This window comes from Pygmaiobacter massiliensis, from assembly GCF_900199435.1.
In the GTDB taxonomy this organism is placed as follows: Bacteria; Bacillota; Clostridia; order Oscillospirales; family Ruminococcaceae; genus Pygmaiobacter; species Pygmaiobacter massiliensis.
In genome coordinates this window covers 308,750-332,903 of record NZ_OAML01000003.1, presented here as the reverse complement: position 1 = coordinate 332,903, position 24,154 = coordinate 308,750, and the positions used below count along the sequence as shown (strand labels likewise).

The following is a 24,154-nucleotide window of genomic DNA, read 5'->3' as shown; positions in this document are numbered from 1 at the left end:
ATTGCTTATTTCTTGGCAAGGTATTTGCGGATATCCATTGCAACTGCAACGATGATGACAAGGCCCTGCACAATGTAGGTGTAGCTGGTTTCAACGCCCATAAACTGCATTGCAATTTTCAGCAATTCGAAAACGAGCACGCCGACAAAGATGCCGGAGACTTTACCGATACCGCCAGTGGTGGAAACACCGCCGATGGTGCAGGCCGCGATAGCGTCAAGCTCGTAGCCCTGTGCGGTGTTAACCGAAGCACCGCCGGACTTTGCAGCCATCAAGAAACCTGCAACGGCAAACAGAACGGATGCCAGCATGTAGATTTTGATTTTGGTTTTCGGTACGTTAACACCAGCAACTTCTGCTGCGTTTTCGTTGCCGCCGATGGCGTACATGTACTTGCCGTGACGGGTCTTATTGTAAAGGAACCACATAAAGGCACAAATAACGATGGCATACAAGAAGATGTAAGAGAACTTGGTGCCAAACAAGCCTTTGTTTGCAACGTTGGTAAAATCAGTGCGCAAGCCGCCGATGGGTTTTGCACCGGTGTAAACCAGGCAGATACCATAGACGATAGTCTGCATACCCAGGGTAGCGATAAACGGCTGAACCTTGAGGTAGGAAACGACCAGACCGTTGCACAGGCCGACGATGGAGCAGATAGCCATAACAATGATAAGTACCAGCCACAGCGGCATCTCCGGCATGTTGGGATAAAAGCGGTCAGAGTAATCTGCACGCTGCAGCAAAATAGCAGCAATGCAAGCTGCAAAACCAACGGTACGGCCAGCAGAAAGGTCGTTGCCGGTGGTAATCAAGCAGCCGGAAATACCAAGTGCGATGATGTAACGGATTGAGGTATTCTTCATCAGGTTGACGATGTTTGCACCCGAGAAGAAACCAGGGCGGGCAATACCTACACCGATGGCGATGGCGACCAGCAGAATGATGATCGCGTTATTGCCCAGAAAAGATTTGATTCTTTTGCTGTTCAGATTTTTTGTAGCCTCCACTTTGGCGACCCCCTTATTCAAATTGTGTGGCGTATGCCAGCACATTTTCCTGTGTTGCGTTCTTACCGTCGACAATGCCAGTAACACGGCCGTCGCACATTACCATGATGCGGTCGGACATACCGATCAGCTCGCCCATTTCAGAAGAGATCATAATGATGCTCTTGCCCTGTTTTGCGAGGTCTGCAATAATGCAGTAAATCTCGTATTTTGCACCTACGTCAATGCCGCGGGTGGGCTCATCGAGAATCAGCACGTCCGGGCTGTTTGCCAGCCAACGGGCAATAAGTACCTTTTGCTGGTTGCCGCCTGAAAGCGAGCGAATCGCCGTTTTGCTTGACGGGGTTTTAATGGACATTTTTTCCTTGTTGTCCTGTACCAGCTCTTCAATCTTACCGTTGTCCAAAACAATTCCGGCGCGCAGATACTGGTCCAGAGAAGAAATGGAAATGTTGTCGGCTACGCTCAGCACGCCAAGGATGCCTGTCGCACGGCGGTCCTCGGTCAGCAGGGCGATTTTCTTTTGAATCGCATCACGCGGGTGCTTGATGTGTAGTTCTTCGCCTTTGTATTCCACCTTGCCGCTGATGTGTCCGCGCAGACCGAAAATTGCTTCCATCAGCTCGGTACGCTGTGCACCAACAAGGCCGCCAACACCGAGGATTTCGCCCTTGCGCAGCTCAAAGCTGCAATTGCGGAAGCTGCGGGGATGGATAGAGGTGAAATCTTCTACTTTAAGTACCACCTCGCCCGGCACGTTTTCGCGCTTCGGGTAGAGATTGGTCAGCTCACGGCCAACCATGCGGGTGATGATAAGGTCAGTGGTCAGCTCTTTAGAATTCCAGGTGCCGATGTACTGGCCGTCACGCATAATGGTGACTTCGTCAGAAATGCGCAGAATCTCATCCATTTTATGCGAGATATAGACGATGGAAACGCCCTGTGCTTTCAGCTCACTGATAATCGTGAACAGTGCTTCTACCTCGTTTGCGGTCAGCGACGAAGTTGGCTCGTCTAGAATGAGCACTTTACAATCCGCCGAAACCGCCTTCGCAATCTCCACCGACTGCATCTGGGAAACCGAGAGCGTGCCAAGCTTCTGCTTGGGGTCAAAGTTCATATGTACTTTTTCAAGCAGCGCTTCGGTATCTTTAAACATCTTTTCGTGGTCAATGACAGGGAGGAATCCGAGCAGTTTTTTCATCGGATACCGACCAATATAGATGTTTTCCGCAACACTGCGTGCAGGAATGGGCTGCAGTTCCTGATGCACCATAGCGATGCCGCGGTTTAGGGCGTTCATCGGGTCAGTAATATCGACCTTCTCGCCCTCGTAATAAATTTCGCCGCTGTCCATTTTGTAAATGCCAAACATGCACTTCATCAGTGTGGATTTACCTGCGCCGTTTTCTCCCATCAGCGCATGGACAGTGCCCGGTTTCAGTTTAAGCTGCGCGCTATCCAGTGCTTTAACACCAGGAAAGGTTTTCACCACATCGCGCATCTCTAAACGATACTCAGACATAGACTGGCCCCCCTTAACTATACTTTACTTTATTATAGCAGGGCATTTTTTCTCCGTCTATCTCCATTCGTTGCATAATCAGAGAATATTGTCCTGTAATTTTTGGATATTGGCTTTTTGGGGTATTTGTACATACCCAAAAAGAAAGGTGCGTGCGCGACTCATCGCACACGCACCTGTTCATTTTGAAGGTTTAAGAATTACTTATTTGACAACTTTCACGTAGTCAACAGTGTAGTTCTGGTCGCCGTCATCTTTGTTGAGGCCGCCGTCAATGAAGGTCTTGACGCAATCGCCAGCGGTGTGTGCCTGGCCGATGTGGTCGTTCAGAACGGTGCCGGTCATGGTGCCAGCGTCAACCATTGCTTTTGCCTCTTCGAGAGCGTCAACACCTACGAGGTAGATGTCTTTGCCAACGGTGCGGCCTGCAGCGGTGATAGCCTGTGCAGCGCCAAGAGCCATAGCGTCGTTGTTGCAGAAGATAACGTCGATCTTATCGCCGTACTGGGTCAGAGCGGTAGCAGCCAGCTCCTGGCCTTTTGCCTGGTCCCAGTCACCGCGCTGCTCGAACAGTTTGTTTACTTTCAGGCCAGCGTCGGTAAGTGCTTTGATGGAGAACTCGGTGCGGTACTGTGCGTCAACGTTCTCAGGGTCGCCCATGATCATGATGTAGTCGACAGTGCCGTTGCCGTTAAAGTCGCCTTTGTTCTCGGTCTCAGCGATGATTTCGCCCTGGAAGGTGCCGGACTGACGAGCGTCAGCGCCAACATAGCAGGCTTTCTCATAGCTTGCGAGGTCTTCAGCAGTCGGCTCACGGTTGATGAATACAACGGGGATGTCAGCAGCTTTTGCAGCTTCGATTACGGTCGGAGCAGCGGAAGCCTGAACCAGGTTGACAACGAGGCAATCAACGCCCTGGGTAATGAAGGTATTGACCTGCTCGGTCTGAGTTGCCTGGTCGTTTTTGCCGTCAACAACAGTGACGTCGTAGCCCATGTCGCTGAGGTATTTGTCCAGTTCTTCACGATAGAGGGTCATGAAGTTGTCGTCGAATTTGTAAATGCAAACGCCAACTTTGCCGCCTTTAGCGGTAGTGGAAGCGACAGAGCCTGCTGCAGAAGATGCAGGTGCAGAAGCTGCCGGTGCAGAGGATGCCGAACCGCCGCATGCCACGAGGGACAGGGCCAGCACAGCAGTCAGAGCTAATGCGATGACTTTTTTCATTGGATTCTCTCTCCTTTTTTCTTTTCGGTGCTGCCGAACCCCTTAATTAACTGCACGGCAAACGGTGTTTGCCGGTATGAGAAGGGTGCTGTTAATTATGGATATTCTGTGCAGCGCGTCGAAAAATGTTGCATACCGCACCTTGGTTTAGGTGCACCTTCATGTTAGCACCCGTTTTATAATATGTCAACAAATTTAAGATTTTTGATACGATTTTTTAATTAATTCTGCTCATTTTTGGTCGTAGCATCAAAAAGCTACAAGCTTTTTTATACATTCCTCACATGAAAGCAGGTATATAACTTTCGTTCAATCAATGGATTTTTGTTGCTTATTGCTATTTGCCAGTATTTTGTATAAGAATTACACCTCGTAATCCGCCGCATACCGCTCTACTGCATAAGAGTGCACAATGGTTTTTGCTTTTAGGTGCTCTGGATGGCCTTGATATCCCTCCACTGCAGCGCGATCGGTCAGTTCTGTGTACAATGCGACATCACAGCCCTGATAGCAGCGGCGCACTTCTGCACTAAGCAGGCCGGGCACAAGGCCGACCAAACGTTCCAGAGCTACCTTAATCTCTGCTGCCGCGGCATCCTTGTCGCAATCCTCACGCAGGTTCCAAAGTACAATATGCTTTACCATAAAAATCCTCTTTCCGGCACGGCAAATCACCGCTGCCCCATAATTAGTTTTATCTTAGTCTTTTTTGTGAAAATCTTCAAGTCCCAGGTCATTGCCAAGCAGACTGCCTGCGGCAACGGCCGTCTGCCCGTATCTCTGCCGCAGGGCGTCCATTGTCCGCTCCAGCTTTTCGCGGCGGGGATCGGGCGGGGCAGTCTCCTGCTCTGCAAACAAGCCCATCTGGCAGGGCACCGGACCGGTAACCAGCCGCTCGGCCGTAACGGTAAGCGCGCGAATCGGCTTGCCGGCTGGCCAATTTGCACGTACCAGCTGCACGGCAGCTTCGGTAATTTCGCTTGCCAGGTCGGTTTCTCGTGGCAGTGTTTTCTGGCGCGAGATACTTTTGAGCGCGGTATCTTTTATCATAACCTGTACCGCCGTGCATTTAAGCCCCTTTGCCCGCAGGCGTGCTGCCACCTCATCGGCGAGGTAGCCGGTGCCGGTGCGCAGATCTGCAGGGGTGACGAGATCCCGCTTGAAGGTAATGCCGTTACCAATGCTTTTGACCTGTTCCGGCTCATGCTGGGGTGCGACGGGCGACTCGTCCTCACCAGCAGCATAGCGGCGCAGTTGCTGCCCCATCTTGCCAAACACCTGCGTCAGTCGTGCTTCATCGGCACTGGCAAGCTCACCAAGTGTACAAATTCCCATGCTGCGCAGCTGCTGTTCCGCGGCTCGCCCCACAAAAATCATCGCAGTAGCTCGCAGCGGATACACAATCTCGCGGCAATTTTCGCGAGTAATCACCGTGGTGGCATCCGGCTTTTTATAATCTGAACCCAGCTTTGCATAAATTTTATTGTACGAAACTCCGACCGAAATGGTTAGGCCCAGCTCTTTTTTTACAGTAGCGCGAATGACATCCGCAAGTTCAGCGCCGGACTGGGCAAACAAATGCAAACTGCCCGTCACATCCAGCCAGCTTTCATCAATGCCAAACGGCTCAACGAGATCTGTATAGCGACCGTAAATCTCATTAAGTTTTTTGCTGTATTCGCGATAGCGGTCGTGGTGGGGCGGCAGCAAAATTAAAGCAGGGCATTTGCGTCTTGCCTGCCACACAGTTTCCGCCGTCACAATCCCAAACTTTTTTGCGGCTTCGTTTTTTGCCAAAATAATGCCGTGTCGGCTGTTGCCATCATGCCCGACGGCTACCGGCACCTCGCGAAGTTCCGGGTGCGCCAGCAACTCGACCGAGGCAAAAAAGCTGTTGCAATCACAGTGCAAAATCACACGATCCATGCTGTTTCCCCTTTCGCGAAATTTTGCGATACCGCGCGTTTTGGCACGCCTTTCGCCGTAGTTTTTTCTTACCTTCTTATTATATCGCATCCCGAAACCCGGCGCAAACAACTGCTCAGTAGAAAATGCGTGCAGGTTAGCCGCTCATTTTTACACCTTACGCCAAAACGCTTGCAGCGACGGGGTCTATTTTCTATAATACAGACACAGGGCCCGAACAAACGGCTGCCCGCGATGCGGCAACCCGCGGCGCAGCAGAGGAAAGGAATCACACCGCCTATGAACATACGCATTCAGAAATCTCCCGGTGCAGCAGATACCGAGGTTGTTATTATCTGCCGACGGGCAGATGAACAGATTCTTAAAATGATTTCGCTTTTGCACACCTTTGAAAAGAAACTCACCGGGGTAAAAGACGGCGAAACCTTTTTGCTGGACGCCGCTTCCGTCCTCTACATCGACACGGTAGATAAAAAAACTTTTCTTTACACCAAAAATGGTGTTTTTGAAACGCCGCTTCGGCTTTATGAGCTGGAAGAACGGCTTTCTGCTTCTGATTTTCTGCGGGCAGGCAAATCCTGCATCGTGAACTTTGCACAGGTGCAGTCGCTGCGCCCGGAATTTGGCGGCAAGCTTATTTTAACGCTGACCAGCAAAGAGCGCATTTTTGTTTCACGCCAATATGCGGCAGCGGTAAAACAGAAACTCGGCATCTAGCCGAAAACAAGGAGGGTATTATGAAACGATTTTTAGAGGGCACGCTGCAATGGAAAACTGCCGCTTGCTTTATGTTTACCGGCTCGGTCATTGTCACCATGCTCGTTTTCAGCTGTTTCGGGCAGCAGTATATTTCGATTATGACCCTGCTTTCGCTGCTGATTATTTCAGCGCTCGGCACCTTTATCCAGTTTCTCGCATTCACAGATACCATCATTAAAAATCTGCGGTATTCGCTGCGGCTACTTCTCTTTGCAATTCCTTTTTTGCTGCTGCTCACCTGCTGCGCCTATTTCTTCGCGTGGTTCCCTACCGAAGAGTTTGGCAGCTGGGCAATTTTTGTTGGCATCTTCGTCGGCATCTTCTGCATTATGACGCTTGCGTTTGAGCTGTATTACCGCTATATGGGCAAAAAGTACGACGGATTGTTGGGTCAATACCGCAAACAGCAGGAAAAACAAAAATAAGTTCGAGAATTGCCGATCCGGCCCTACCGGATCGGTTTTCTTTTTGCTTTTTTTCGCGTATAATCAAAGCAAACAGCATGTTCTTACAAGAGGTGAAACCATGAACAAAGCGGTACAAAAACAGCTGGCAAAACTCGGCGCAAAAGAGCAAAAACGTTTGGAGGCCCCCACAAAAGAACCCGGCCTTTCTGCAAAGCTGATAGAAAAAGTGCCCCCCGGGCTAAAAACCACGCTGGACACCGCATTTGCCAAAGCTTTTGAGGTCGTGTTCACCAAGGGCACCCCCATCATTGATAAATCTTATAATAAAGAGGCTGTTGCCTTTCGGTTTGACGTAAGCAATTACGCCGTAGACCGCAAAACCACGAAAAAAACGCTGCGCGCAGTAGATAAAAATGCCAACCGCACCGGTCTGCTCAGCCATGGGCTTTCGGTCGCAAGTGGTGCCGGGCTGGGGGTGCTGGGCATTGGCCTGCCGGATATTCCTATTTTTTTAGGGCTTTTATTGCGTGGCCTTTACGAAACCGCACAAAGTTATGGCTTTTGCTGCGATACCCCTGCCGAGCGTGTTTATCTGCTGCGGCTCATCCGCACCGCCCTTACAGACGGCGAGGCCCGCGCGCGCAGCACTGCCGCCCTCGATATTTCTCTCTGCGGCGGGGCATCGCTCGAAGAAGAAATTCGGCTTACTGCAGCCGCACTTTCTGACGCGATGCTGGTAAGCAAATTTTTGCAGGGCATTCCTATTGTGGGCATTACAGGCGGCATTTCTAACCACATCGTTTACCGGCAGGTGCTGCAGCTGGCAAAGTCAAAATATAAACAGCGCTATTTGTATACCAAGCTGTAACAAGCCTTTTGCGGGCATTGGCTTTTCTGCCCTGGCGCGCCACATATTTTCACCGGTTTTTCATCACCCAGCGGTATTTGTCGGATGCAATACCGATAAAACTGTGGTATACTAAGGCCAAGAAACTTCGTAATTCGGTACGCCCGAACGGTTTTGCCCTTTTGTTGCACATGGGCAAAATAATGGATTGTGGAAGAAAGGTGAGATGACCCTTATGGAAAACAACGTAAAAAGAATGATTTCGGATATGGCACTGCGCGCTTCTGTTATGGCAGAGGGCGCAAAGGACGTTTTTGCAGATGCAAGCCGCGTGGCAATGAACAAAGCAGACCTTGCGAAACTGAACCTGGAGCTGGTACGGCTGCGTGCAGACTGTGAAAGCCTTTTCGCTGAAATTGGCAGAACCTTTTATCTGATGAACAGCGGCTCCTGGCCGATGCATGAAGAAGAAACCCCGGAACAGCGCATTGAAACCCTGCTGTGCCAGGTATCCGAAAAAGAGATGCTGGCCAATAACATCAGCGACCGCATTGCAGCAATGAGCGGCAAACTGACCTGCCCGAGCTGCGGAAAAGAATGCGACCGCGAAGCTGCATTTTGCTCCGGCTGCGGTGCAAATCTGCATTCCCCCATTTACACCGAGGCAGACTAAACAAATTTTGCCCGGCTGCAACGGACTGTGAAAATTATTTTTTCTCAACGCTAATCACAAAGGGCGTCCCTAAGAGGGCGCCTTTGTGCTTTTAAAAGGAGTGTTCCCTTATGTGGCAAACCGAATTATTCGGCTTTACCGTTTATCAACTTTTCTGGTATTTTTGTATTTATTCGGTGCTGGGCTGGTGTACAGAGGTGGTATTCTGCACTGTCAACACCGGCAAATGGGTCAACCGAGGGTTTCTCAATGGGCCGGTTTGCCCCATTTACGGCTTCGGCGTGCTTATCGTGCTCTGCGTTTTAACCCCGTTGAAAGACAACTTTTTTATTTTATTCGCAGGGGCGGCTTTGCTGACCAGCCTTCTTGAACTTTTTACCGGCTTTGTGCTGGAAAAAGCGTTCCATACTCACTGGTGGGATTACAGTGATGTACCTTTCAACATTGGCGGCTACATATGTTTAAAGTTTTCCCTCATCTGGGGGCTTTGCTGCGTTATGGTCGTTCGGGTGGTGCATCCTGTTGTCGCAGACCTTGTTGCGCTGGTGCCTCCGCTGGCAGGCGAAATTATTGCCATCCCGGTATTTATTGTTTTTGTCACCGATCTTATTGTTACCGCAACCTCGATTGCGCACTTTAACCGCGACCTTGGCGAGCTTGCCCGCCTCACCGATGCACTGCATCATCAGTCGGATATCCTGTCGCAGGCACTGGGTGATACCTCGCTGGCAGTTTCTGAAAAACTCGAAGGCGCTGCAAGCTTGCTCTCTGACAAACTGGAGGATACCAAAGCAGACCTGACCGCAAAAGCAGCGGTTGCCGCAGAAGAGACTTTCCGCCGCAAAGAAGAACTTGCAGGCAAAGCAATTGCTGCCGCTGAGGCCGCTGCGCGCCGCAAGGACGAAATTACAGAAAAAGCCCGCGCAAAGGCTGCTGAATCGCTGCGGTATAAACAGGAGCTGACCGCGCGCTACGAAGCACTGATGAACAAGCGCCAGCACACCGCACGCCGGTTGGCACGTGCTTTCCCGGATATGCGCCACACTGTTTACCGCGAAACATTTGAGGCAATGCGCGAGCGGATGCGCCGCAAATAAGCGCGTTTTATCTCGCATCGCTTACTGAAATAAAACAAAACAGGGTACCCCGGCCAGTGGCAATGGGGCACCCTGTTTTTCTTTTATTGTTCCAGCTTGGCACAAGCATACAGCTTACTTTCCAGATAACCAAACATACGGTTGCGCTGCCAGACGAGCAGCAAAAACAGCCCAATCAGCGCCAACACCGAAAGTATCGGCTTTGAAAGCAGTCGCCCTGCGACAAACCCGCTCAGTAAGCTGGTAACTTCCAGCCCCAGCGAAACGCAGTGCTCTTGCAGCCATTTTCGCTTCCAATAAGCGCGGCGCTCCGGCGTCGTAAATGTTTGCTCTTTTAGCTCGGCAAAAGCCTCACTGCGGTTTCGCACGGCCTTTTTCGTATTTGATACTTCACCTGCCAGCAGTTCTGCCACGCTTATCTCAAATAATTCAGCAAGCAGTTGCAGCATTTCAATGTCCGGTAAATAGCGCGCATTTTCCCACCGCGACACGGTTTTATTGGTGATACCCAGCTGGTCTGCAAGTTGCTGCTGGGTCCACCCCTTGCCGCGACGCAGCGATGCGATGAATTTCCCTATTTTAATTTGATCCACACGCCCACCCCCTGCAAACATCATTGTAGCACAGCCGCCAAAAAAAGAATTGCCCACCAAACGCGAATCTTTGGACACGCGCACGGTTTGCGCTCACCTCCGTGCACTAGTGGGTTTGTCGGTTTACAACTCGTGGGTAAGCTCTGCAATTTTTTCTTTGGCCGCAGCAAGAGTTTGCCGGCCCTCTTCGGTAATGCAGTAGTATTTGCGGGTCTTGCCCTCCACTACTTGTTTTTCGGTTTGCAACAAATCTGCTTTTTCAAGATTGTGCAAAATGGGATACAATGTGCCTGCACTGATATCGTACCCGTGATGAGCGAGTTCTTCCATCATCCATGCCCCATAAAAAGGAGCTTGGGCAGCATGGTGCAAAATATGAATTTGAATAAAGCCTAGAAAAAGTTTCCGCAAAATTGCATCTTGCATCTCGGTGTCCTCCGTGGTAGAATATCGATATCGAATTTCGATATCGATATTCGCTTTTATTTATGATACCTATATTTCTTAGGTATGTCAAGGAGGAACCCCTGGATGATGCCTCTCTTTCAGTTTTCTGATGTTTGTTTTGGTGATTTTCTCACTTATCCCGATATTACACTGGCAGAAAAGCGCTGTACTTTTATTATGGGCCAAAGCGGCTGCGGCAAAAGCACGCTGCTGCGGTTGCTCAACAGCCTTGTCAGCCCTTCTCGCGGCACCATTCAATACCGCGGCGAGAACCTTGCCACCCTCGATACACTGGCCTTGCGGCGCAATGTATTGCTCTGTCCGCAGGATGTTTTTTTATTTGAAGGCAGCATCAGCGAAAATTTTTCGCAGTATTTTGGCTACCGTGATGCCCCCTGCCCCAGCGAGGAAACGATGCAGCAATTTTTACAACTTTGCTGCCTTTATCTGCCATTGACAGCCCGGTGCGAAACGCTTTCGGGTGGCGAGCGACAGCGTGTGCTGCTGGCCATCTGCCTTTCGTTTTTGCCACAGGTGCTGCTGCTGGACGAACCCACCGCAGCCCTTGACGAAACAACTGCGCATCAGGTGTTGGCAAATGTGAAACTGTTTTGCAGCGAGCGGCAGATTACACTTATCATCGTTTGCCATAATCCCCGGCTGGCAGAACTTTATGCAGATGAAACCGTTCTACTGGAAAAGGAGGCGGCGAAATGAATCAGGTCGTTCAACTTCAAATCGCCCAGTTTGCACTGATTTACCTTTTGCTGCTCGCTGTGCTTGCAGTAATGAAAAAATGCCGGGTGAACGAAGCAAAATTGCTCGTGGTTGCCAGCGTGCGCATGACGGTGCAGCTTACGCTGGCGGGGTGGGTGTTAATGCTACTCTTCGCGCATCCGCACCCTGCTTTTACGTTTCTCTACCTCGCTGTAATGGTCGGGTTTGCAATCTACCAGGTGCTGCGTAAAGTGCCGGGGTTAAACCGCCGCTTTCAGTGGATTGTCGGGCTTTCGGTAGCCGCACCGGGGCTGGCCGTACTCTTCTTTTTTGTACGGGTAGTAGTGGGCGAAAGTATCTTCAATCCGCAATACGTGATTCCGATTTCCGGCATGATTATGGGCAACACGATGACAGGCGCCGCACTGGGACTAAAAACTTTCTGCGATAGTCTTGCAGGCCAGCGCAGCAAATTGCAGGCACTGCTTGCAATTGGGGCTTCGCCGCAAAAAATTCTGTTTCCGTTTGTCAGCAGCGCGCTCGAAACTGCGCTGCTGCCGACCCTCAACTCCATGCTCGGCATGGGTATTGTTTCACTGCCCGGGATGATGACAGGACAAATTCTTTCCGGCACCCTGCCTACTACGGCTATTTTATATCAAATCGCAATTATGGTGGCGATTTGCGCCGTGGTCTGCCTTTCCTGCTTTGGGGCGCTGTTTTTTGGCTACCGAACCCTTTACAATGACCGCAACCAGATTATTTTGTTGTAATCCTCAAATCAGCGCCTGCGCAATAACCTGATTACATAGAAAAAGCACCCCTGCCGGCTAACCCGGAAGGAGTGCTTTTTATTTTAGATGTTCGCCTGCGATTTTCAACGCCGCAAGCTATGCGCTGTTTATTTTTCAAACATATCCTTAATGGTTTTGAAAAAGCCCTTGCGCTGCTCGTAGTTTTCGTCTTTGAGTGTATCCTCAAACGTTTTCAGCGCATCGCGCTGGGTACGGGTCAGCCGTTTGGGAATCTCCACATTGACCTTGACATACTGGTCGCCGCGGCCTTTGCCATTGAGATACTGGATGCCTTTGCCCTTAAGGCGGAAAGTTGTACCGCCCTGGGTGCCTTCCGGCACAGTGTACTCTACCTTGCCATCGATGGTGGGCACCACGATAGATGCGCCAAGCACAGCCTGCGAGTAGGTGATGGGCACAGTGACCCAAACGTCGTAATGGTCACGCTCGAACAGGGTGTCGGGGCGCACCGTTACCACAACGATAACGTCGCCTGCCGGGCCGCCGTTGATGCCTTTATCACCAAGGCCACGCATTGCAAGGCTCTGGTCATCATCGATACCAGCCGGGATATTAACCTCCAGCTTTTTGGTGCTCTGCACACGTCCGGTGCCAGAGCATTTGCGGCAGGGGTCAGAAATAATCTTGCCCTTGCCAGCGCAGCGCGAACAGGGGCGGCTGCTCTGCATTACACCAAACGGGGTGCGCTGCTGCACGTTTACTACGCCGCGGCCGCCGCAGTCGGGGCAGGTTTGCGGGGTAGTGCCTTTTGCAGCACCGCTGCCACCGCAATCGGGGCAGGTATCCTGATGGGTAACGGTAACCGTTTTTTTGCAGCCGTGCGCCGCCTCCATAAAGGAGATAACGACCGATGCACGGATATCTGCGCCCCGGCGCGGTGCATTGGGGTTGGCACGACGGCTGCCGCCGCCAAAGCCCTGCCCAAAAATGCTGCCAAAAATATCGCCGAGGTCGATGTCGCCCTCAAAGCCGCCGAAGCCGCCACCAAAGCCGCCTGCGCCTGCCCCATAGCTGGGGTCAACGCCTGCATGGCCAAACTGGTCGTATCGGGCTTTTTTATCCTTGTCGGAAAGCACTTCATAGGCCTCGTTGACCTCTTTGAATTTTGCTTCCGCCTCTTTGTCATCGGGGTGCAGGTCCGGGTGGTATTTTTTCGCCTGTTTGCGGTACGCTTTTTTAATATCGTCGTCGCTTGCGCCCTTGGCGATGCCGAGCACCTCGTAATAATCGCGTTTCTCTGCCAATGGTATTCACCTCGTCTATGTGCGCCCGCTCGCCGCGCGCCGCTGGTATGTGACCCGCAAAGCCGACAGAGCGTTGTGCCCTGTCGGCCTGCGGAAACTTATTTGATGCCTAAGCTGCCCGTTTGGGCTGCTTTTACAGGATTGCAGCTTGCGGCTGCGCCGCTGGGATGGGCGGTTTATTCGCCGTCCTTTACCTCGCGGAAGTCAGCGTCGACAACACCGTCGTCATTTGCAGGGCCGCTCTGTGCTGCACCCTGTGCGTCTTGTGCGCCCTGTGCTGCCTGAGCCTGCTGTGCAGCCTCGCTGTAAACGCGCTGGCTCATATTGCCGATGGCTTTTTCCAGCTCGCCCTGTTTTGCTTTGATTGCTTCAAGGTCCTCGCCTTTGAGTGCCTCTTTGAGAGCCTCTTTGGCATCCTCAATGGCTTTTTTCTCATCTGCGGTCATCTTGTCGCCCATCTCGCTGATGGTTTTTTCGGTCTGGTAAACCATGCTGTCAGCAGCATTGCGGGTCTCAACTTTTTCTTTCTGCTTTTTGTCTTCTTCAGCGTGTTTTTCTGCCTCTGCAACCGCTTTCTCGATGTCGTCTTTGCTCATGTTGGTAGAAGCGGTGATTGTGATGCTCTGCTCTTTGCTGGTGCCGAGATCTTTTGCGGAAACATGAACGATGCCGTTGGCGTCGATGTCGAAGGTAACTTCGATCTGGGGCACGCCACGCGGTGCAGCGGGGATACCGTCGAGGTGGAAAGTACCCAGAGACTTGTTGTCACGTGCAAACTCGCGCTCGCCCTGCAGAACATTGACTTCTACGCTGGGCTGGTTGTCAGCAGCAGTAGAGAAGACCTGGCTCTTTTTGGTCGGGATGGTGGTGTTGCGCTCGATGATTTTGGTGCAAACGCCGCCGTAGGTTTCGATACCGAGGGACAGCGGGGTAACGTCGAGCAGCAGAATGCCTTTGACATCGCCGCCCAGAACGCCGCCCTGGATAGCTGCGCCGATTGCAACGCACTCATCGGGGTTGATGCCCTTAAACGGCTCGGTGCCCATGAATTTCTTTACAGCTTCCTGTACCGCCGGAATACGGGTAGAGCCGCCAACCAGCAGAACCTTGTGCAGGTCGCCCGGTTTGAGGCCAGCGTCTGCCAGTGCCTGGCGGGTGGGGGCCATGGTTTTCTCAACCAGGTCAGCAGTCAGCTCGTCGAATTTTGCACGGGTAAGAGTGGTGTCGAGATGTTTGGGGCCAGTTGCGTCTGCGGTGATAAACGGCAGATTGATTGCGGTGCTGGTCACGCCAGACAGCTCAATTTTTGCTTTTTCAGCGGCTTCTTTCAGGCGCTGTGCGGCCATTTTGTCGCTGCGCAGGTCGATGCCGTTTTCTTTTTTGAATTCTTCTGCGAGGTAGTTGATGATGCGCTCATCGAAGTCGTCGCCGCCCAGACGGGTATCGCCTGCGGTTGCAAGAACTTCGGTAACGCCGTCGCCCATCTCAATGATGGAAACGTCGAAGGTGCCGCCGCCAAGGTCATAGACGAGAATCTTCTGATCGTTCTCTTTGTCTACGCCGTAAGCAAGTGCTGCTGCGGTCGGCTCGTTGATGATACGTTTGACCTCGAGGCCTGCGATAGCGCCAGCGTCTTTGGTTGCCTGACGCTGCGAGTCAGAGAAGTAAGCCGGTACAGTGATAACTGCTTCGGTAACTTTCTCGCCGAGGTAAGCCTCTGCATCCGCTTTCAGTTTAGCAAGCACCATTGCAGAAATCTCTTGCGGGGTGTATGCTTTGTCGTCAATTTTTACTTTGTAGTCGGTGCCCATTTCACGTTTGATCGAAGAAACGGTGCGCTCCGGGTTGGTGATCGCCTGGCGTTTTGCCACCTGGCCGACCATACGCTCGCCGGTTTTAGAAAATGCAACAACGGACGGTGTGGTACGCGCGCCTTCTGCGTTAGCGATAACGACCGGCTCGCCGCCTTCCATAACGGCCACACAGGAGTTTGTGGTGCCCAAGTCAATACCAATGATTTTTCCCATAACTGATCTCTCCTTATCAATATCAAACTGTTAAAGTCAAATGTTTTATGATAAACAGCCGAAGCTGAATATTGTTGTGTGCTTATTCTGCAACTGCGACAGTTGCGTGACGGATTACCTTGCCGTGTAGGGTGTAACCCTTTTGCAGCACTTTTGTGACGGTGCCGCTCGGCAGCTCGTCGGTGGCGGGCTCCTGCATCACGGCTGCGTGCAGTTCGGGGTCGAACAGCTCGCTTTGTGCTTTGATTTCGGCTACGCCGAGTTTTTCAAATGCAGCTGCGCATTTGGTCAGTGTCATCTCTACGCCTTTGCGGTAGGCTTCGTCCTGCGTGGGCGCGGCTACTGCCATCTCAAGAGTATCAATCACCGGCAGCAGCTCTGCAACTGCGCTGGATACGCCGTTTCCGAAAGAAGCCTCTTTTTCTTTTGCGGTGCGTTTGCGATAGTTATCGTACTCCGCCGCAGTCCGCATCAGTGTGTCTTTCGCGTTGTCGGCTTCTTTCTGTGCTGCTTGCAGCTTTTCGGTCAGTGCGGCAATTTCTTTTTCTGCTTTGCCCGGCTTTTCTTTTTTATGTTTCATATCCTCTGCTTTCGGGGGCTCAGCCGTTTCTACTTCGGGGGGATTCGGCTCTGCAGCCACCTGCTCCTGGTTCATTTTTTCTTCTGCCATGTCGTTCGTTCCTTTCGTTCCGTCGGGGGCACATCACCGCTTGGGTGTGGCCTTCGGGGGATTAACCCTCGATTCCGGTCATTGCGGTGCCGAGTTTTGCAGCAAAATATTCCAGCTGCGGCAGCACCTTAAAGTAAGGCATGCGCGAGGGGCCAAGCAATGCGATTGTGCCGGTGCGCCCGCCGCCTGCAAGGTAGCGTTTGGTAGCAATGGCTGCACCCGGCAGCTTGCCTTCTTCCAGCTCATCGCCAAGCAGCACAGCTGTGCGGCTTGTGGTAGGGCTGATGAGGCGCTGCAATTCCTCGGTGTTGCCAAGCAGTTTAAGACAGCTTTTCAAGCTGGGTTCGAGTTCTGGCCAGTTGAGCATTTTTTCCTGACCCGCGATAAACACCTTGCCGCGGCCCGCACCTTTGAGCAGCCGAAGCGCCGCAGCCAAAATAGGCCAAAGCGCCTGTTGTGCGCCGAGCCCCTCTTTGAGCAATGTTTCGGTCAACGGATTAATATCGTCTTTGGAAACAAAGCAGAGGGTGCGGTTGAGGTATGAGGTAATCGATGCAATATCGTCACCGGTGAGCGGGCGTTCTGTCGCCGCCACGCGGGTGGCCACACCGCCTACGGAAGAAACACTGAGTACCGCGGCGTTAGAGCGCCCGGTTTGTATTACGTTGAAGTAGGCGACCTTGACATCGTCGCTTTTGGGTGTGGTTGCGATTGCCGTGTAACCGGTCATCGCAGAGATTTCTTTGGCGGTCGCTTTTGCGAGCCGTTCGGGTTCATAATCAAACCCTTCAAACGCGCGGTCAATGCGGTCTTTCTCTGCGGCAGTCAGTCCGGTTTCCGGCTCAAGCAGGTTTTCGATATAGTAGCGGTAGCCCTCCATGCTGGGCACACGGCCCGCGCTGGTGTGGGGCTGTTCCAGCAGGCCCAGCTTTGTCAGCGCCGCCATCTCGTTGCGCAAGGTGGCAGAGGAGACCGCCATATCGAGGTAGTTGCAAAGCAGGTTGGAGCCCACCGGCTCACCGGCATCTGCGTAAAGAGAAACGACAGCCGCAAGGATACGTCGTTTGCGTTCATCCATGCCCATCAGCTTCCCTCCCTTTGGTTTTGTTTTAGCACTCGTTACTCTTGAGTGCTAAGATTATTTTACACCAACTTTTCTCATTGTCAAGGGCTGCTTAAAAAATATTCGATTTTTTAACAGATTGGTCACATTTCTTTTTTACTGCTAAAACTTCCGATGCCAAATAAGCCGCCCTGCCGTTTAATATATACATTATAAGTAAAAATATCAGCCGCCTTCTGCTCCGTTTTTCCACATCGCGTTGCAAAGTTGGCAACCTATCTCAGCAGATTGCAGCAGTAACCGCGCGGGTGGTTCTCTTGCGGAGCAAATAAAAAAGCACCAGCGGCCTAAGGTGGCTGTTGGTGCTCTTTTATTTTGTATGAATGTTTGCTGGCAAGTGCCAACACAGGCTGACACAATGCTTTAAACTGTGCCGTTTTTCTCTGGCAGCTCTTCTTTTACTGCAATCAGCGCCTTAATCGGCACACCCATCGTAGCAAATTTCTGCTCATATTCGGTGCGCAGGTTCCAGTCTGGCTCATCGGCATGCAAATCTCGGCTGCAAAAGCGCAGCGAAAAACCACATTCTGCAAAATACTCCAAACTTGCTTCAAAAAGCTCATCATCATCGGTTTTAAACCAGATTTCGCCCCCCGGTTTTAAAAACGCGCGGTACTGCATCAACTGGCGCGGGTGGGTCAGCCGACGTTTGTTATGGCTTGCCTTGGGCCAGGGATTGCAAAAATTAATATGGATGCGCTCTACCGTGTCTTCGGGCGCAATGTCTGCATCAATCCACTGGATATTGAGTGCGGTCAACCGAAAATTGCCGCTGTCTTTGCCCGCTGCCTCATACTCTTCTTCTACCCGACGCTTGGTAAGCACCAATACATCGCTTAAATAGTCCACCGCAAGATAGTTGATGTCAGGATGGGCGGCGGCAAACCGTGCCGCGAAGCCGCCTTTGCCGCAGCCCAGCTCTAAAATAAGCGGCTGGGGTTTTGCAAAAGCGCTTTGCCAGGCACCGCGCTGGGTTTCCGGGTCAGCAATATAAAAGGGGCAAGCTGCAAGCTCGGGCTTTGCATAGGGTTTGTGCCTCATTCGCATAGTTTTCGTATCCTTTTCTGTTTCAACGTTCCCGCTCTGCATCGCGTGCGCAGAGCCTCTTACTATTATATAGAATTGTTCGCTTGCGTCAATGCCGCGCGCTCTGCATCTATCAGCTGCGACGGTCCACGGAAGAGATTGTCATACCGATAGACCGCATAGCCGTCTGCGCCGGCCTCGCGCAAAAATTTGACCATCTTGGCAAGGTTGGTGCCGCTTTGCCATTCGCTGCTCTCCTGGCTGCTGCCGTCGCCCTCACCAATGCGGTAAGCGCCAAGACCCACATACAGCGCCACCGAATCATCGCGCGGCATATCCAGCCAGTTTTTGGTGCACACATCAAAGGCAAACTTGTTGCTGCCGCTTGATGTGCGATAATCAAAGCCCCAGTAAATTTGCGGGCAAACATAATCCACAAAGCCGGGCTCACGCATCCACAGGCCAACATCGCTATACTGCTGCCCAAAATTGTTGTCAGCATTGCCCTGCGGGCTAATGCCAAACGTCATCTTAGGATTTACCGCTTTCACGGTGTCGTAGACTGCCCGCACCAACTGGTTTACGTTGCTGCGCCGCCATTCGTCCAGCGCTTTGCCTTCACCGTATTTTTCATAGGCTGCCGCATCAAACGAAGGATCGGTGGTGGGGTAGAAATAATCATCAAACTGCACTCCGTCAATGTCATAGTTTTTGCACAGTTCCGCCACGCCATCCACAATCAGCTGCCGCACTTCCGGAACGGCGGGGTCGTACCACAGGCCGCCGTCCACCTCATGCACCCAATCGGCTGTCGCTTCGTCCTGCATATATTTCGCCGCCGGGTTGCTCACTGCCAGCGTTTCGGGCTTGTTAGCGCCAATGCGCACGCGGTAAGGGTTTACCCATGCTTCGGCAGCCAAACCGCGTGCATGTGCTTCGCGCACCATAATTTCCAGCGGGTCATAACCGGGGTCTTTGCCCTGGGTACCGGTGAGGAAGTGGCTCCACGGGAACACCTCGCTGCGGTACATCGCATCGCCCGCAGGGCGCACATGCAGCAAAACGCGATTTAGCCCTGCGGCTTTAATCTGGTCAAACATAGCCGTAATTTCGGCAGTAAATGCCGCTTCGCTGGAAAAGTCCATATTCTGATATTCCAGATAGCTAATCCATACTGCTTTATATTTATCGGGTTCGCCGGTCATCTCGGGCGGCTGGGTTACCGCGCCCGGTGTTGCTGTGGGCGCAGGGGTGACAACAGGCAGTGAAGCCGCACCGGAACTTGCCGCCGACGAAGCTGCGCCGGTACTGCCGCCAAAAGAGCCGACAAGTGCCACCAAGGTACCGGCAAGCAGCAGCATTGCCAGCAAAATAAGTACAATCATTGGCAGCTTGTTATTTCTTCTCATGTTATCCTCTTTTCTTTGCAGCAGTGCGCTTGCCTGCCCGTCCGTTTTTTTTGCGCGGCAGCGCTTTTTAAAAGCCGCGCGCCCTTTGCTTTTCACTTGTGCGCACGGACAGTCATTTTCAAGTGGTTTCAGTATAATCGAAAGCCGCTTCTGCGTCAAACCGCTCTCTTTCATTTGTAATCTTTTGCATCCAAAAATAGACCCTTTTGCCGAATGAAAAATTTTCCTTCTCGCGCTTATAATTGACAAAACGCTGTCCAGCGGCTACACTGAAAAAATAAAGCCGCCCTCGCCGCTAGGCCGAGCGGAAAAGGCTTTTTTCGGCTTCGCTGCACCTTTCAGCAGCATTGCCTGCACAAATTTCTCGCTGTTTTCTCTGCCCTTGTGCGCAAAAGAAAGGATCTGTTTATGTACAAAAAAGTTTTATGCGCTGCCTTTGCCGCAGCTCTCCTGTTTTCCGCTTGCTCTGGCAAGCCTTCGGCCAGCAGCTCCGCTGCTTCCAGCGAATCTGGCAAAGAGGCACCGTCTGTGGCCGCCTCTTCTGCGGTTTCCTCCTCTGTCGGTTCCTCCTCTGCCCCCACGGCAGAAAAGCAGGATGATTTTTCTGCCCTGCCGCAGGACTTACAGCCTGTGTTTGACAAAGCGCGCACGCTTTACGACTTTTTCTATCTGCGCGCACCAGAGCACGACAAAGCCAACACAGTAACCATCAACGGGCAGGATTTCTGGCTCGTGACAGACGCACGCTTTACGACCTATGAAGCATTTGTAAATGAGCTTTACAGTGTTTTCACTGCAGATTTCGTTGACACCGAGCTGCTGGAGTCTGGGTTGTATGAAACCATTGAGGGCAAACTGTATACCAGTGTGGTAGACCGTACCCCAAACACCACTTTTCATCACGCAGAAATTGCAACGGTACAGCCCAGCGAAACTGAGGTTGGTTTTACCGTTGCCGCCCATTATGAAGATTCCGACCTGCCGGCTGCCGAGCAGGAAAGCATTAAAACTTTTGGTTTCCACGCTGTAAAGAGTGAAACCGGCTGGCAGTTTGACCAGTTTGATATCTACCGCTAAGCGTTTTACTTTACCTTTATATAAAGAATCCCCTTTGTGCCATACTAGGCTCAGAGGGGATTCTTGTTTTTCTTTTTGGTAAAAATTCTCGTAAGTAAAGTTATATAATACAGTTGACAAATTATTAATTTAGCAGTATTATTATAGCATACCAAAATAATAGCGGCCAATTTTAAAGCTTAATTCGGCCGCAGTTGGAAGGATGATGACACCCATGGGTAAAAGTGTTTACAGCGTTATGCTTACCGACGATGTGGTCGCCGCAGTGGATGCTCTGGCTTACCAAACCGGTATCAGCCGCTCGCGCATGATTGACCGCATTTTGGCACAGCATGTATGCTGTGAAACCCCTGCCCAGCAGATGGCGGATATTTTTCGCCGTATTGAAGAGATGGCAAATTTCCACAGCCGAATGCAGTTGCTTTTTCCGCCCAGCCAAGAACTGTTGCAACTAAAAAGCGCTGTTCCCTACAAATATAACCCAACGGTAAAATACGCCGTTTATCTCACACCTGAAGACCCGCTTTCCCTTGGTCAGCTGCGGGTGTCGCTGCGCAGCCAGTCTGCCGCATTGCGCAGTGCAATGAATGGCTTTTACCGCTTTTGGGCGAATTTAGAAGAACAGCATTTCCATGAGGGACGCTTTCTCAGCTATCGCATCGATGAGGACCGCTATGAGCGCAGCCTGCGCCGCCCCAACGGGCTTGCTCCCGCCGAGCAGGGCGATGCGATTGCCGCATACCTGAGCCTGTTTGATGCAACGCTGAAAGCTTATTTTGACGGATTGCCCAACCTGCAAGAGGCTGCTCGCAGTGCCTATGGCGTGTTTGGCAGCGAGACGCACCCCAAGAAAAACGCGCATATTCTTGCTTTGTAATTCCACACTACTAAAATATAAAAGAAAGGCTTTGAGTGCAGTATGAACATGAATCAATTGACCCAAAAGTCGCAAGTGACGCTGCAAAGCGCCCAGAGTCTTGCGACCGAATACGCAAACCAGCAGCTAGAGCCGCAGCACCTGCTCTGCGCGCTATTAAGCGACAGAGAGGGGCTGATTCCCCAGCTGATGAAAAAGATGGAGACCGACCCTGAAGCACTGCGCCGCGCAGCCATTGCCGAGGTGGAAAAACTGCCCCGCGTCACCGGCAGCGGCCGCGACCCAGAAAAAATCTACATCTCCCAACAAACCGACAAAACCCTTGCCGCAGCAGAAAAAGCTGCCACAGAGATGAAGGACGAATACATCTCGGTGGAGCATCTGATGCTCGGCCTCTTTAAAGAAGGCGGCAATGCTGTCACCGGCATCTTTTCCCGCTTTGGCCTGGATAAAAACAAATTTCTCACTGCGCTTGCCACCGTGCGCGGTAACCAGCGTGTAACCAGCGAAAACCCCGAAAACACCTACGACGTGCTCAAAAAGTACGGTCAGGATCTCGTTGAGCTTGCAAAGAACCATAAGCTCGACCCGGTGATCGGGCGAGATGCGGAAATCCGTAACACGATTCGAATCCTCTCGCGTAAAACAAAAAACAACCCCGTGCTCATCGGCGAGCCGGGCGTTGGCAAAACTGCCATTGCCGAGGGCCTTGCCCAGCGCATTGTCGCCGGCGATGTGCCGGAGGGCTTGAAAGACCGCACGGTTTTCTCGCTTGATATGGGCGCACTTGTTGCGGGTGCAAAATACCGCGGCGAGTTTGAAGAGCGGCTGAAAGCAGTGCTCGAAGAGGTGAAAAAGAGCGAGGGCCGCATTATCCTCTTTATCGATGAGCTGCACACCATCGTGGGGGCAGGTAAAACCGACGGCGCAATGGACGCTGGCAACCTGCTGAAACCGCTGCTGGCTCGCGGCGAACTGCACTGCATCGGTGCCACTACCTTAAATGAGTACCGCCAGTACGTCGAAAAAGATGCCGCACTCGAGCGCCGGTTCCAGCCTGTTATGGTCAGTGAGCCGACGGTGGAGGACACCATCAGCATCCTGCGTGGCTTGAAAGAGCGGTATGAGGTATTCCACGGCGTTAAAATTCAGGACGGTGCGCTCATCGCCGCCGCTACCCTCTCCAACCGCTATATCAGCGACCGTTTTCTGCCGGATAAGGCCATCGACCTGGTCGACGAGGCCTGTGCTTCGATTCGCACCGAGATGGACAGCATGCCCGCTGAGATGGAGGACATCAAGCGGCAGATTATGCAGCACGAAATAGAAGAGGCCAGCCTCAAAAAAGAGGATGATAAGCTGTCGAAAGAGCGCCTTGCAGAAATGCAGGCAAAGCTGGCCGAGCTACGCAGCGAATTTGCCGAGATGAAAGCAAAGTGGGAAAATGAAAAAACCACCATTGGCAAATCTCAGAAACTGCGCGAAGAGATTGAGCAGGTAAATGCGGAAATCGAAAAAGCCCAGCGCGAGTATGACCTGAACAAGGCCGCCGAGCTGAAATACGGCCGCCTGCCCGAGCTGCAAAAGCAACTCGAGGAAAGCGAGCGTGCCGCAGAGCAGACCGAGCAAACCGCCACCCTGCTGCGTGACAAAGTAACCGAAGAGGAGATTGCCCGCATTGTAGGTCGCTGGACCGGTATCCCTGTCTCGAAATTAATGGAGGGTGAACGCCAGAAACTGCTGCATCTCGACGAAGAGCTGCATCACCGCGTCATCGGCCAGAACGAGGCTGTCACCAAGGTAAGCGAAGCAATTCTGCGCAGCCGCGCCGGCATTGCGAGTGAAAATCGTCCGATTGGCAGCTTCCTCTTCCTCGGTCCTACCGGTGTTGGTAAAACCGAGCTTGCAAAAGCTCTTGCTGAGGTACTGTTTGACGACGAAAAGAACATCGTCCGCATCGACATGAGCGAGTATATGGAGAAGTTCTCCGTCTCGCGTCTGCTCGGTGCTCCTCCGGGATATGTGGGCTATGAGGAGGGCGGTCAGCTGACCGAGGCTGTGCGCCGCAAACCGTATAGCGTGCTGCTTTTTGACGAGATTGAAAAAGCACACCCCGACGTTTTTAACGTGCTGCTGCAAATTCTGGATGACGGCCGCGTAACCGACAGCCAAGGCCGCACGGTGGACTTTAAAAACACCATTATTATTCTCACCAGCAACCTCGGCAGCTCTTATCTGCTGGAAGGCATTGGCCCGGCTGGCGAGATTACCCAGCAGGCAAAGGACGAGATCGACCACCTGCTGAAAACCTCTTTCCGCCCCGAGTTTCTCAACCGTCTGGACGAGATTGTGCTTTACAAACCGCTCGCAAAAGATGAGATTGGCAGCATCGTAGAGCTGATGCTCAAGAGCCTGGCCAGCCGCCTTGCGGCAAAACAGCTGCATCTTGAGATGAGCGACGAAGCGAAAACCTTTATCATCGAAAACGGCTATGACCCCATTTATGGTGCGCGTCCGCTGAAACGATTTATCCAAAACCGTGTTGAAACGGCAATCGCCCGCGCGATTCTTTCCGGCGACCCGGCACCTGATTCCACACTGCGTGTCGGCGTGGAAAACGGAAGCCTGACTGTTTCGATTGGCAACTAACAAGCGCTGCCA

Annotated in this window: 23 protein-coding genes; 10 read left to right on the top strand and 13 right to left on the bottom strand. The window is 52.1% G+C overall.

Annotated elements, in window-relative coordinates:
• Positions 1–5: 5 nt before the first annotated feature.
• The 5 genes from C1A11_RS06175 to dinB form a co-directional block, all read right to left on the bottom strand.
• Entirely contained in the window at positions 6–1,010 is a 1,005-nt protein-coding gene (locus C1A11_RS06175; protein WP_242965856.1) for a galactose/methyl galactoside ABC transporter permease MglC, read from the bottom strand.
• 13 nt (positions 1,011–1,023) lie between these two features.
• Positions 1,024–2,535, bottom strand: a complete 1,512-nt coding sequence (locus C1A11_RS06170; RefSeq protein WP_102049623.1) for a sugar ABC transporter ATP-binding protein — start codon at positions 2,533–2,535, stop codon at positions 1,024–1,026.
• Between the two features lie 204 nt (positions 2,536–2,739).
• Positions 2,740–3,759, bottom strand: coding sequence for a galactose ABC transporter substrate-binding protein (locus tag C1A11_RS06165; RefSeq protein ID WP_102049622.1), 1,020 nt, complete (start codon positions 3,757–3,759; stop codon positions 2,740–2,742).
• A gap of 363 nt (positions 3,760–4,122) precedes the next feature.
• The gene (locus C1A11_RS06160) at positions 4,123–4,404 is read right to left on the bottom strand and encodes a Dabb family protein (RefSeq protein WP_102049621.1); all 282 of its coding nucleotides are present in this window, start codon (positions 4,402–4,404) and stop codon (positions 4,123–4,125) included.
• A 54-nt stretch (positions 4,405–4,458) separates the two neighbouring features.
• On the bottom strand, positions 4,459–5,685 hold the full coding sequence (gene dinB / locus C1A11_RS06155) for a DNA polymerase IV (RefSeq protein WP_102049620.1): 1,227 nt from the start codon (positions 5,683–5,685) through the stop codon (positions 4,459–4,461).
• Between the two features lie 279 nt (positions 5,686–5,964).
• On the opposite strand from dinB, the gene C1A11_RS06150 reads away from it, so the two are divergent.
• From C1A11_RS06150 to C1A11_RS06130, 5 genes are all read left to right on the top strand, one after another.
• On the top strand, positions 5,965–6,402 hold the full coding sequence (locus C1A11_RS06150; protein WP_102049619.1) for a LytTR family DNA-binding domain-containing protein: 438 nt from the start codon (positions 5,965–5,967) through the stop codon (positions 6,400–6,402).
• 20 nt (positions 6,403–6,422) lie between these two features.
• Positions 6,423–6,869, top strand: coding sequence for a hypothetical protein (locus C1A11_RS06145; RefSeq protein WP_102049618.1), 447 nt, complete (start codon positions 6,423–6,425; stop codon positions 6,867–6,869).
• Between the two features lie 100 nt (positions 6,870–6,969).
• On the top strand, positions 6,970–7,719 hold the full coding sequence (locus C1A11_RS06140; protein ID WP_102049617.1) for an EcsC family protein: 750 nt from the start codon (positions 6,970–6,972) through the stop codon (positions 7,717–7,719).
• A gap of 214 nt (positions 7,720–7,933) precedes the next feature.
• Positions 7,934–8,371 (top strand): zinc ribbon domain-containing protein, encoded by a 438-nt coding sequence (locus tag C1A11_RS06135; protein WP_102049616.1) that lies wholly within the window; start codon positions 7,934–7,936, stop codon positions 8,369–8,371.
• A 110-nt stretch (positions 8,372–8,481) separates the two neighbouring features.
• Positions 8,482–9,468 (top strand): putative ABC transporter permease, encoded by a 987-nt coding sequence (locus C1A11_RS06130; protein ID WP_102049615.1) that lies wholly within the window; start codon positions 8,482–8,484, stop codon positions 9,466–9,468.
• A gap of 83 nt (positions 9,469–9,551) precedes the next feature.
• Here C1A11_RS06130 and C1A11_RS06125 read toward each other — a convergent pair whose 3' ends face one another.
• Both C1A11_RS06125 and C1A11_RS06120 read right to left on the bottom strand, forming a co-directional pair.
• Positions 9,552–10,061, bottom strand: a complete 510-nt coding sequence (locus C1A11_RS06125) for a helix-turn-helix domain-containing protein (RefSeq protein WP_180950265.1) — start codon at positions 10,059–10,061, stop codon at positions 9,552–9,554.
• Between the two features lie 123 nt (positions 10,062–10,184).
• On the bottom strand, positions 10,185–10,487 hold the full coding sequence (locus tag C1A11_RS06120) for a PadR family transcriptional regulator (protein WP_102049613.1): 303 nt from the start codon (positions 10,485–10,487) through the stop codon (positions 10,185–10,187).
• A 105-nt stretch (positions 10,488–10,592) separates the two neighbouring features.
• Between C1A11_RS06120 and C1A11_RS06115 the strand changes: the two genes are divergently transcribed.
• Together C1A11_RS06115 and C1A11_RS06110 are read left to right on the top strand one after the other, a co-directional pair.
• Positions 10,593–11,225 carry an ABC transporter ATP-binding protein gene (locus C1A11_RS06115; RefSeq protein ID WP_180950264.1) on the top strand — a complete coding sequence of 211 codons (633 nt, stop codon included), beginning with the start codon at positions 10,593–10,595 and terminating at the stop codon, positions 11,223–11,225.
• A complete protein-coding gene (locus tag C1A11_RS06110) occupies positions 11,222–11,998 on the top strand; it encodes an ABC transporter permease (protein WP_102049611.1) in 777 nt (258 codons plus the stop codon). Before C1A11_RS06115 ends, C1A11_RS06110 begins: the two co-directional genes overlap by 4 nt.
• Positions 11,999–12,126: 128 nt before the next feature.
• On the opposite strand, the gene dnaJ is transcribed toward C1A11_RS06110, so the two are convergent.
• From dnaJ to C1A11_RS06080, 6 genes are all read right to left on the bottom strand, one after another.
• Positions 12,127–13,284 carry a molecular chaperone DnaJ gene (gene dnaJ / locus C1A11_RS06105; RefSeq protein ID WP_102049610.1) on the bottom strand — a complete coding sequence of 386 codons (1,158 nt, stop codon included), beginning with the start codon at positions 13,282–13,284 and terminating at the stop codon, positions 12,127–12,129.
• 176 nt (positions 13,285–13,460) lie between these two features.
• Entirely contained in the window at positions 13,461–15,311 is a 1,851-nt protein-coding gene (gene dnaK, locus C1A11_RS06100; protein ID WP_102049609.1) for a molecular chaperone DnaK, read from the bottom strand.
• A gap of 82 nt (positions 15,312–15,393) precedes the next feature.
• Positions 15,394–15,981 (bottom strand): nucleotide exchange factor GrpE, encoded by a 588-nt coding sequence (locus tag C1A11_RS06095; protein ID WP_102049608.1) that lies wholly within the window; start codon positions 15,979–15,981, stop codon positions 15,394–15,396.
• A gap of 61 nt (positions 15,982–16,042) precedes the next feature.
• A complete protein-coding gene (gene hrcA / locus C1A11_RS06090; RefSeq protein ID WP_102051012.1) occupies positions 16,043–17,059 on the bottom strand; it encodes a heat-inducible transcriptional repressor HrcA in 1,017 nt (338 codons plus the stop codon).
• A gap of 408 nt (positions 17,060–17,467) precedes the next feature.
• Positions 17,468–18,151: a tRNA (guanosine(46)-N7)-methyltransferase TrmB gene (trmB, locus tag C1A11_RS06085; protein WP_102049607.1), complete on the bottom strand. Its 684-nt coding sequence runs from the start codon at positions 18,149–18,151 to the stop codon at positions 17,468–17,470.
• Between the two features lie 65 nt (positions 18,152–18,216).
• Positions 18,217–19,539: a glycoside hydrolase family 10-like protein gene (locus C1A11_RS06080; protein WP_242965854.1), complete on the bottom strand. Its 1,323-nt coding sequence runs from the start codon at positions 19,537–19,539 to the stop codon at positions 18,217–18,219.
• A gap of 408 nt (positions 19,540–19,947) precedes the next feature.
• Here C1A11_RS06080 and C1A11_RS06075 point away from each other — a divergent pair, with 408 nt between their 5' ends.
• From C1A11_RS06075 to clpB, 3 genes are all read left to right on the top strand, one after another.
• Positions 19,948–20,616, top strand: coding sequence for a DL-endopeptidase inhibitor IseA family protein (locus tag C1A11_RS06075; protein ID WP_102049606.1), 669 nt, complete (start codon positions 19,948–19,950; stop codon positions 20,614–20,616).
• A 214-nt stretch (positions 20,617–20,830) separates the two neighbouring features.
• Complete coding sequence (locus tag C1A11_RS06070; RefSeq protein WP_102049605.1) at positions 20,831–21,493, top strand: hypothetical protein; 663 nt, start codon at positions 20,831–20,833, stop codon at positions 21,491–21,493.
• Positions 21,494–21,535: 42 nt separating this feature from the next.
• Positions 21,536–24,142, top strand: a complete 2,607-nt coding sequence (gene clpB / locus C1A11_RS06065; protein WP_102049604.1) for an ATP-dependent chaperone ClpB — start codon at positions 21,536–21,538, stop codon at positions 24,140–24,142.
• Positions 24,143–24,154: the final 12 nt, after the last annotated feature.

Bases quoted from the DNA above. Each gene is read 5' to 3' on its own strand.
- C1A11_RS06170 (WP_102049623.1), bottom strand. From the start codon at position 2,535: ATGTCTGAGTATCGTTTAGAGATGCGCGATGTGGTGAAAACCTTTCCT.
- C1A11_RS06165 (WP_102049622.1), bottom strand. From the start codon at position 3,759: ATGAAAAAAGTCATCGCATTAGCTCTGACTGCTGTGCTGGCCCTGTCC.
- C1A11_RS06160 (WP_102049621.1), bottom strand. From the start codon at position 4,404: ATGGTAAAGCATATTGTACTTTGGAACCTGCGTGAGGATTGCGACAAG.
- dinB (WP_102049620.1), bottom strand. From the start codon at position 5,685: ATGGATCGTGTGATTTTGCACTGTGATTGCAACAGCTTTTTTGCCTCG.
- C1A11_RS06150 (WP_102049619.1), top strand. From the start codon at position 5,965: ATGAACATACGCATTCAGAAATCTCCCGGTGCAGCAGATACCGAGGTT.
- C1A11_RS06145 (WP_102049618.1), top strand. From the start codon at position 6,423: ATGAAACGATTTTTAGAGGGCACGCTGCAATGGAAAACTGCCGCTTGC.
- C1A11_RS06140 (WP_102049617.1), top strand. From the start codon at position 6,970: ATGAACAAAGCGGTACAAAAACAGCTGGCAAAACTCGGCGCAAAAGAG.
- C1A11_RS06135 (WP_102049616.1), top strand. From the start codon at position 7,934: ATGGAAAACAACGTAAAAAGAATGATTTCGGATATGGCACTGCGCGCT.
- C1A11_RS06130 (WP_102049615.1), top strand. From the start codon at position 8,482: ATGTGGCAAACCGAATTATTCGGCTTTACCGTTTATCAACTTTTCTGG.
- C1A11_RS06120 (WP_102049613.1), bottom strand. From the start codon at position 10,487: ATGCAAGATGCAATTTTGCGGAAACTTTTTCTAGGCTTTATTCAAATT.
- C1A11_RS06115 (WP_180950264.1), top strand. From the start codon at position 10,593: ATGATGCCTCTCTTTCAGTTTTCTGATGTTTGTTTTGGTGATTTTCTC.
- C1A11_RS06110 (WP_102049611.1), top strand. From the start codon at position 11,222: ATGAATCAGGTCGTTCAACTTCAAATCGCCCAGTTTGCACTGATTTAC.
- dnaK (WP_102049609.1), bottom strand. From the start codon at position 15,311: ATGGGAAAAATCATTGGTATTGACTTGGGCACCACAAACTCCTGTGTG.
- C1A11_RS06095 (WP_102049608.1), bottom strand. From the start codon at position 15,981: ATGGCAGAAGAAAAAATGAACCAGGAGCAGGTGGCTGCAGAGCCGAAT.
- hrcA (WP_102051012.1), bottom strand. From the start codon at position 17,059: ATGGATGAACGCAAACGACGTATCCTTGCGGCTGTCGTTTCTCTTTAC.
- trmB (WP_102049607.1), bottom strand. From the start codon at position 18,151: ATGCGAATGAGGCACAAACCCTATGCAAAGCCCGAGCTTGCAGCTTGC.
- C1A11_RS06080 (WP_242965854.1), bottom strand. From the start codon at position 19,539: ATGAGAAGAAATAACAAGCTGCCAATGATTGTACTTATTTTGCTGGCA.
- C1A11_RS06075 (WP_102049606.1), top strand. From the start codon at position 19,948: ATGTACAAAAAAGTTTTATGCGCTGCCTTTGCCGCAGCTCTCCTGTTT.
- C1A11_RS06070 (WP_102049605.1), top strand. From the start codon at position 20,831: ATGGGTAAAAGTGTTTACAGCGTTATGCTTACCGACGATGTGGTCGCC.
- clpB (WP_102049604.1), top strand. From the start codon at position 21,536: ATGAACATGAATCAATTGACCCAAAAGTCGCAAGTGACGCTGCAAAGC.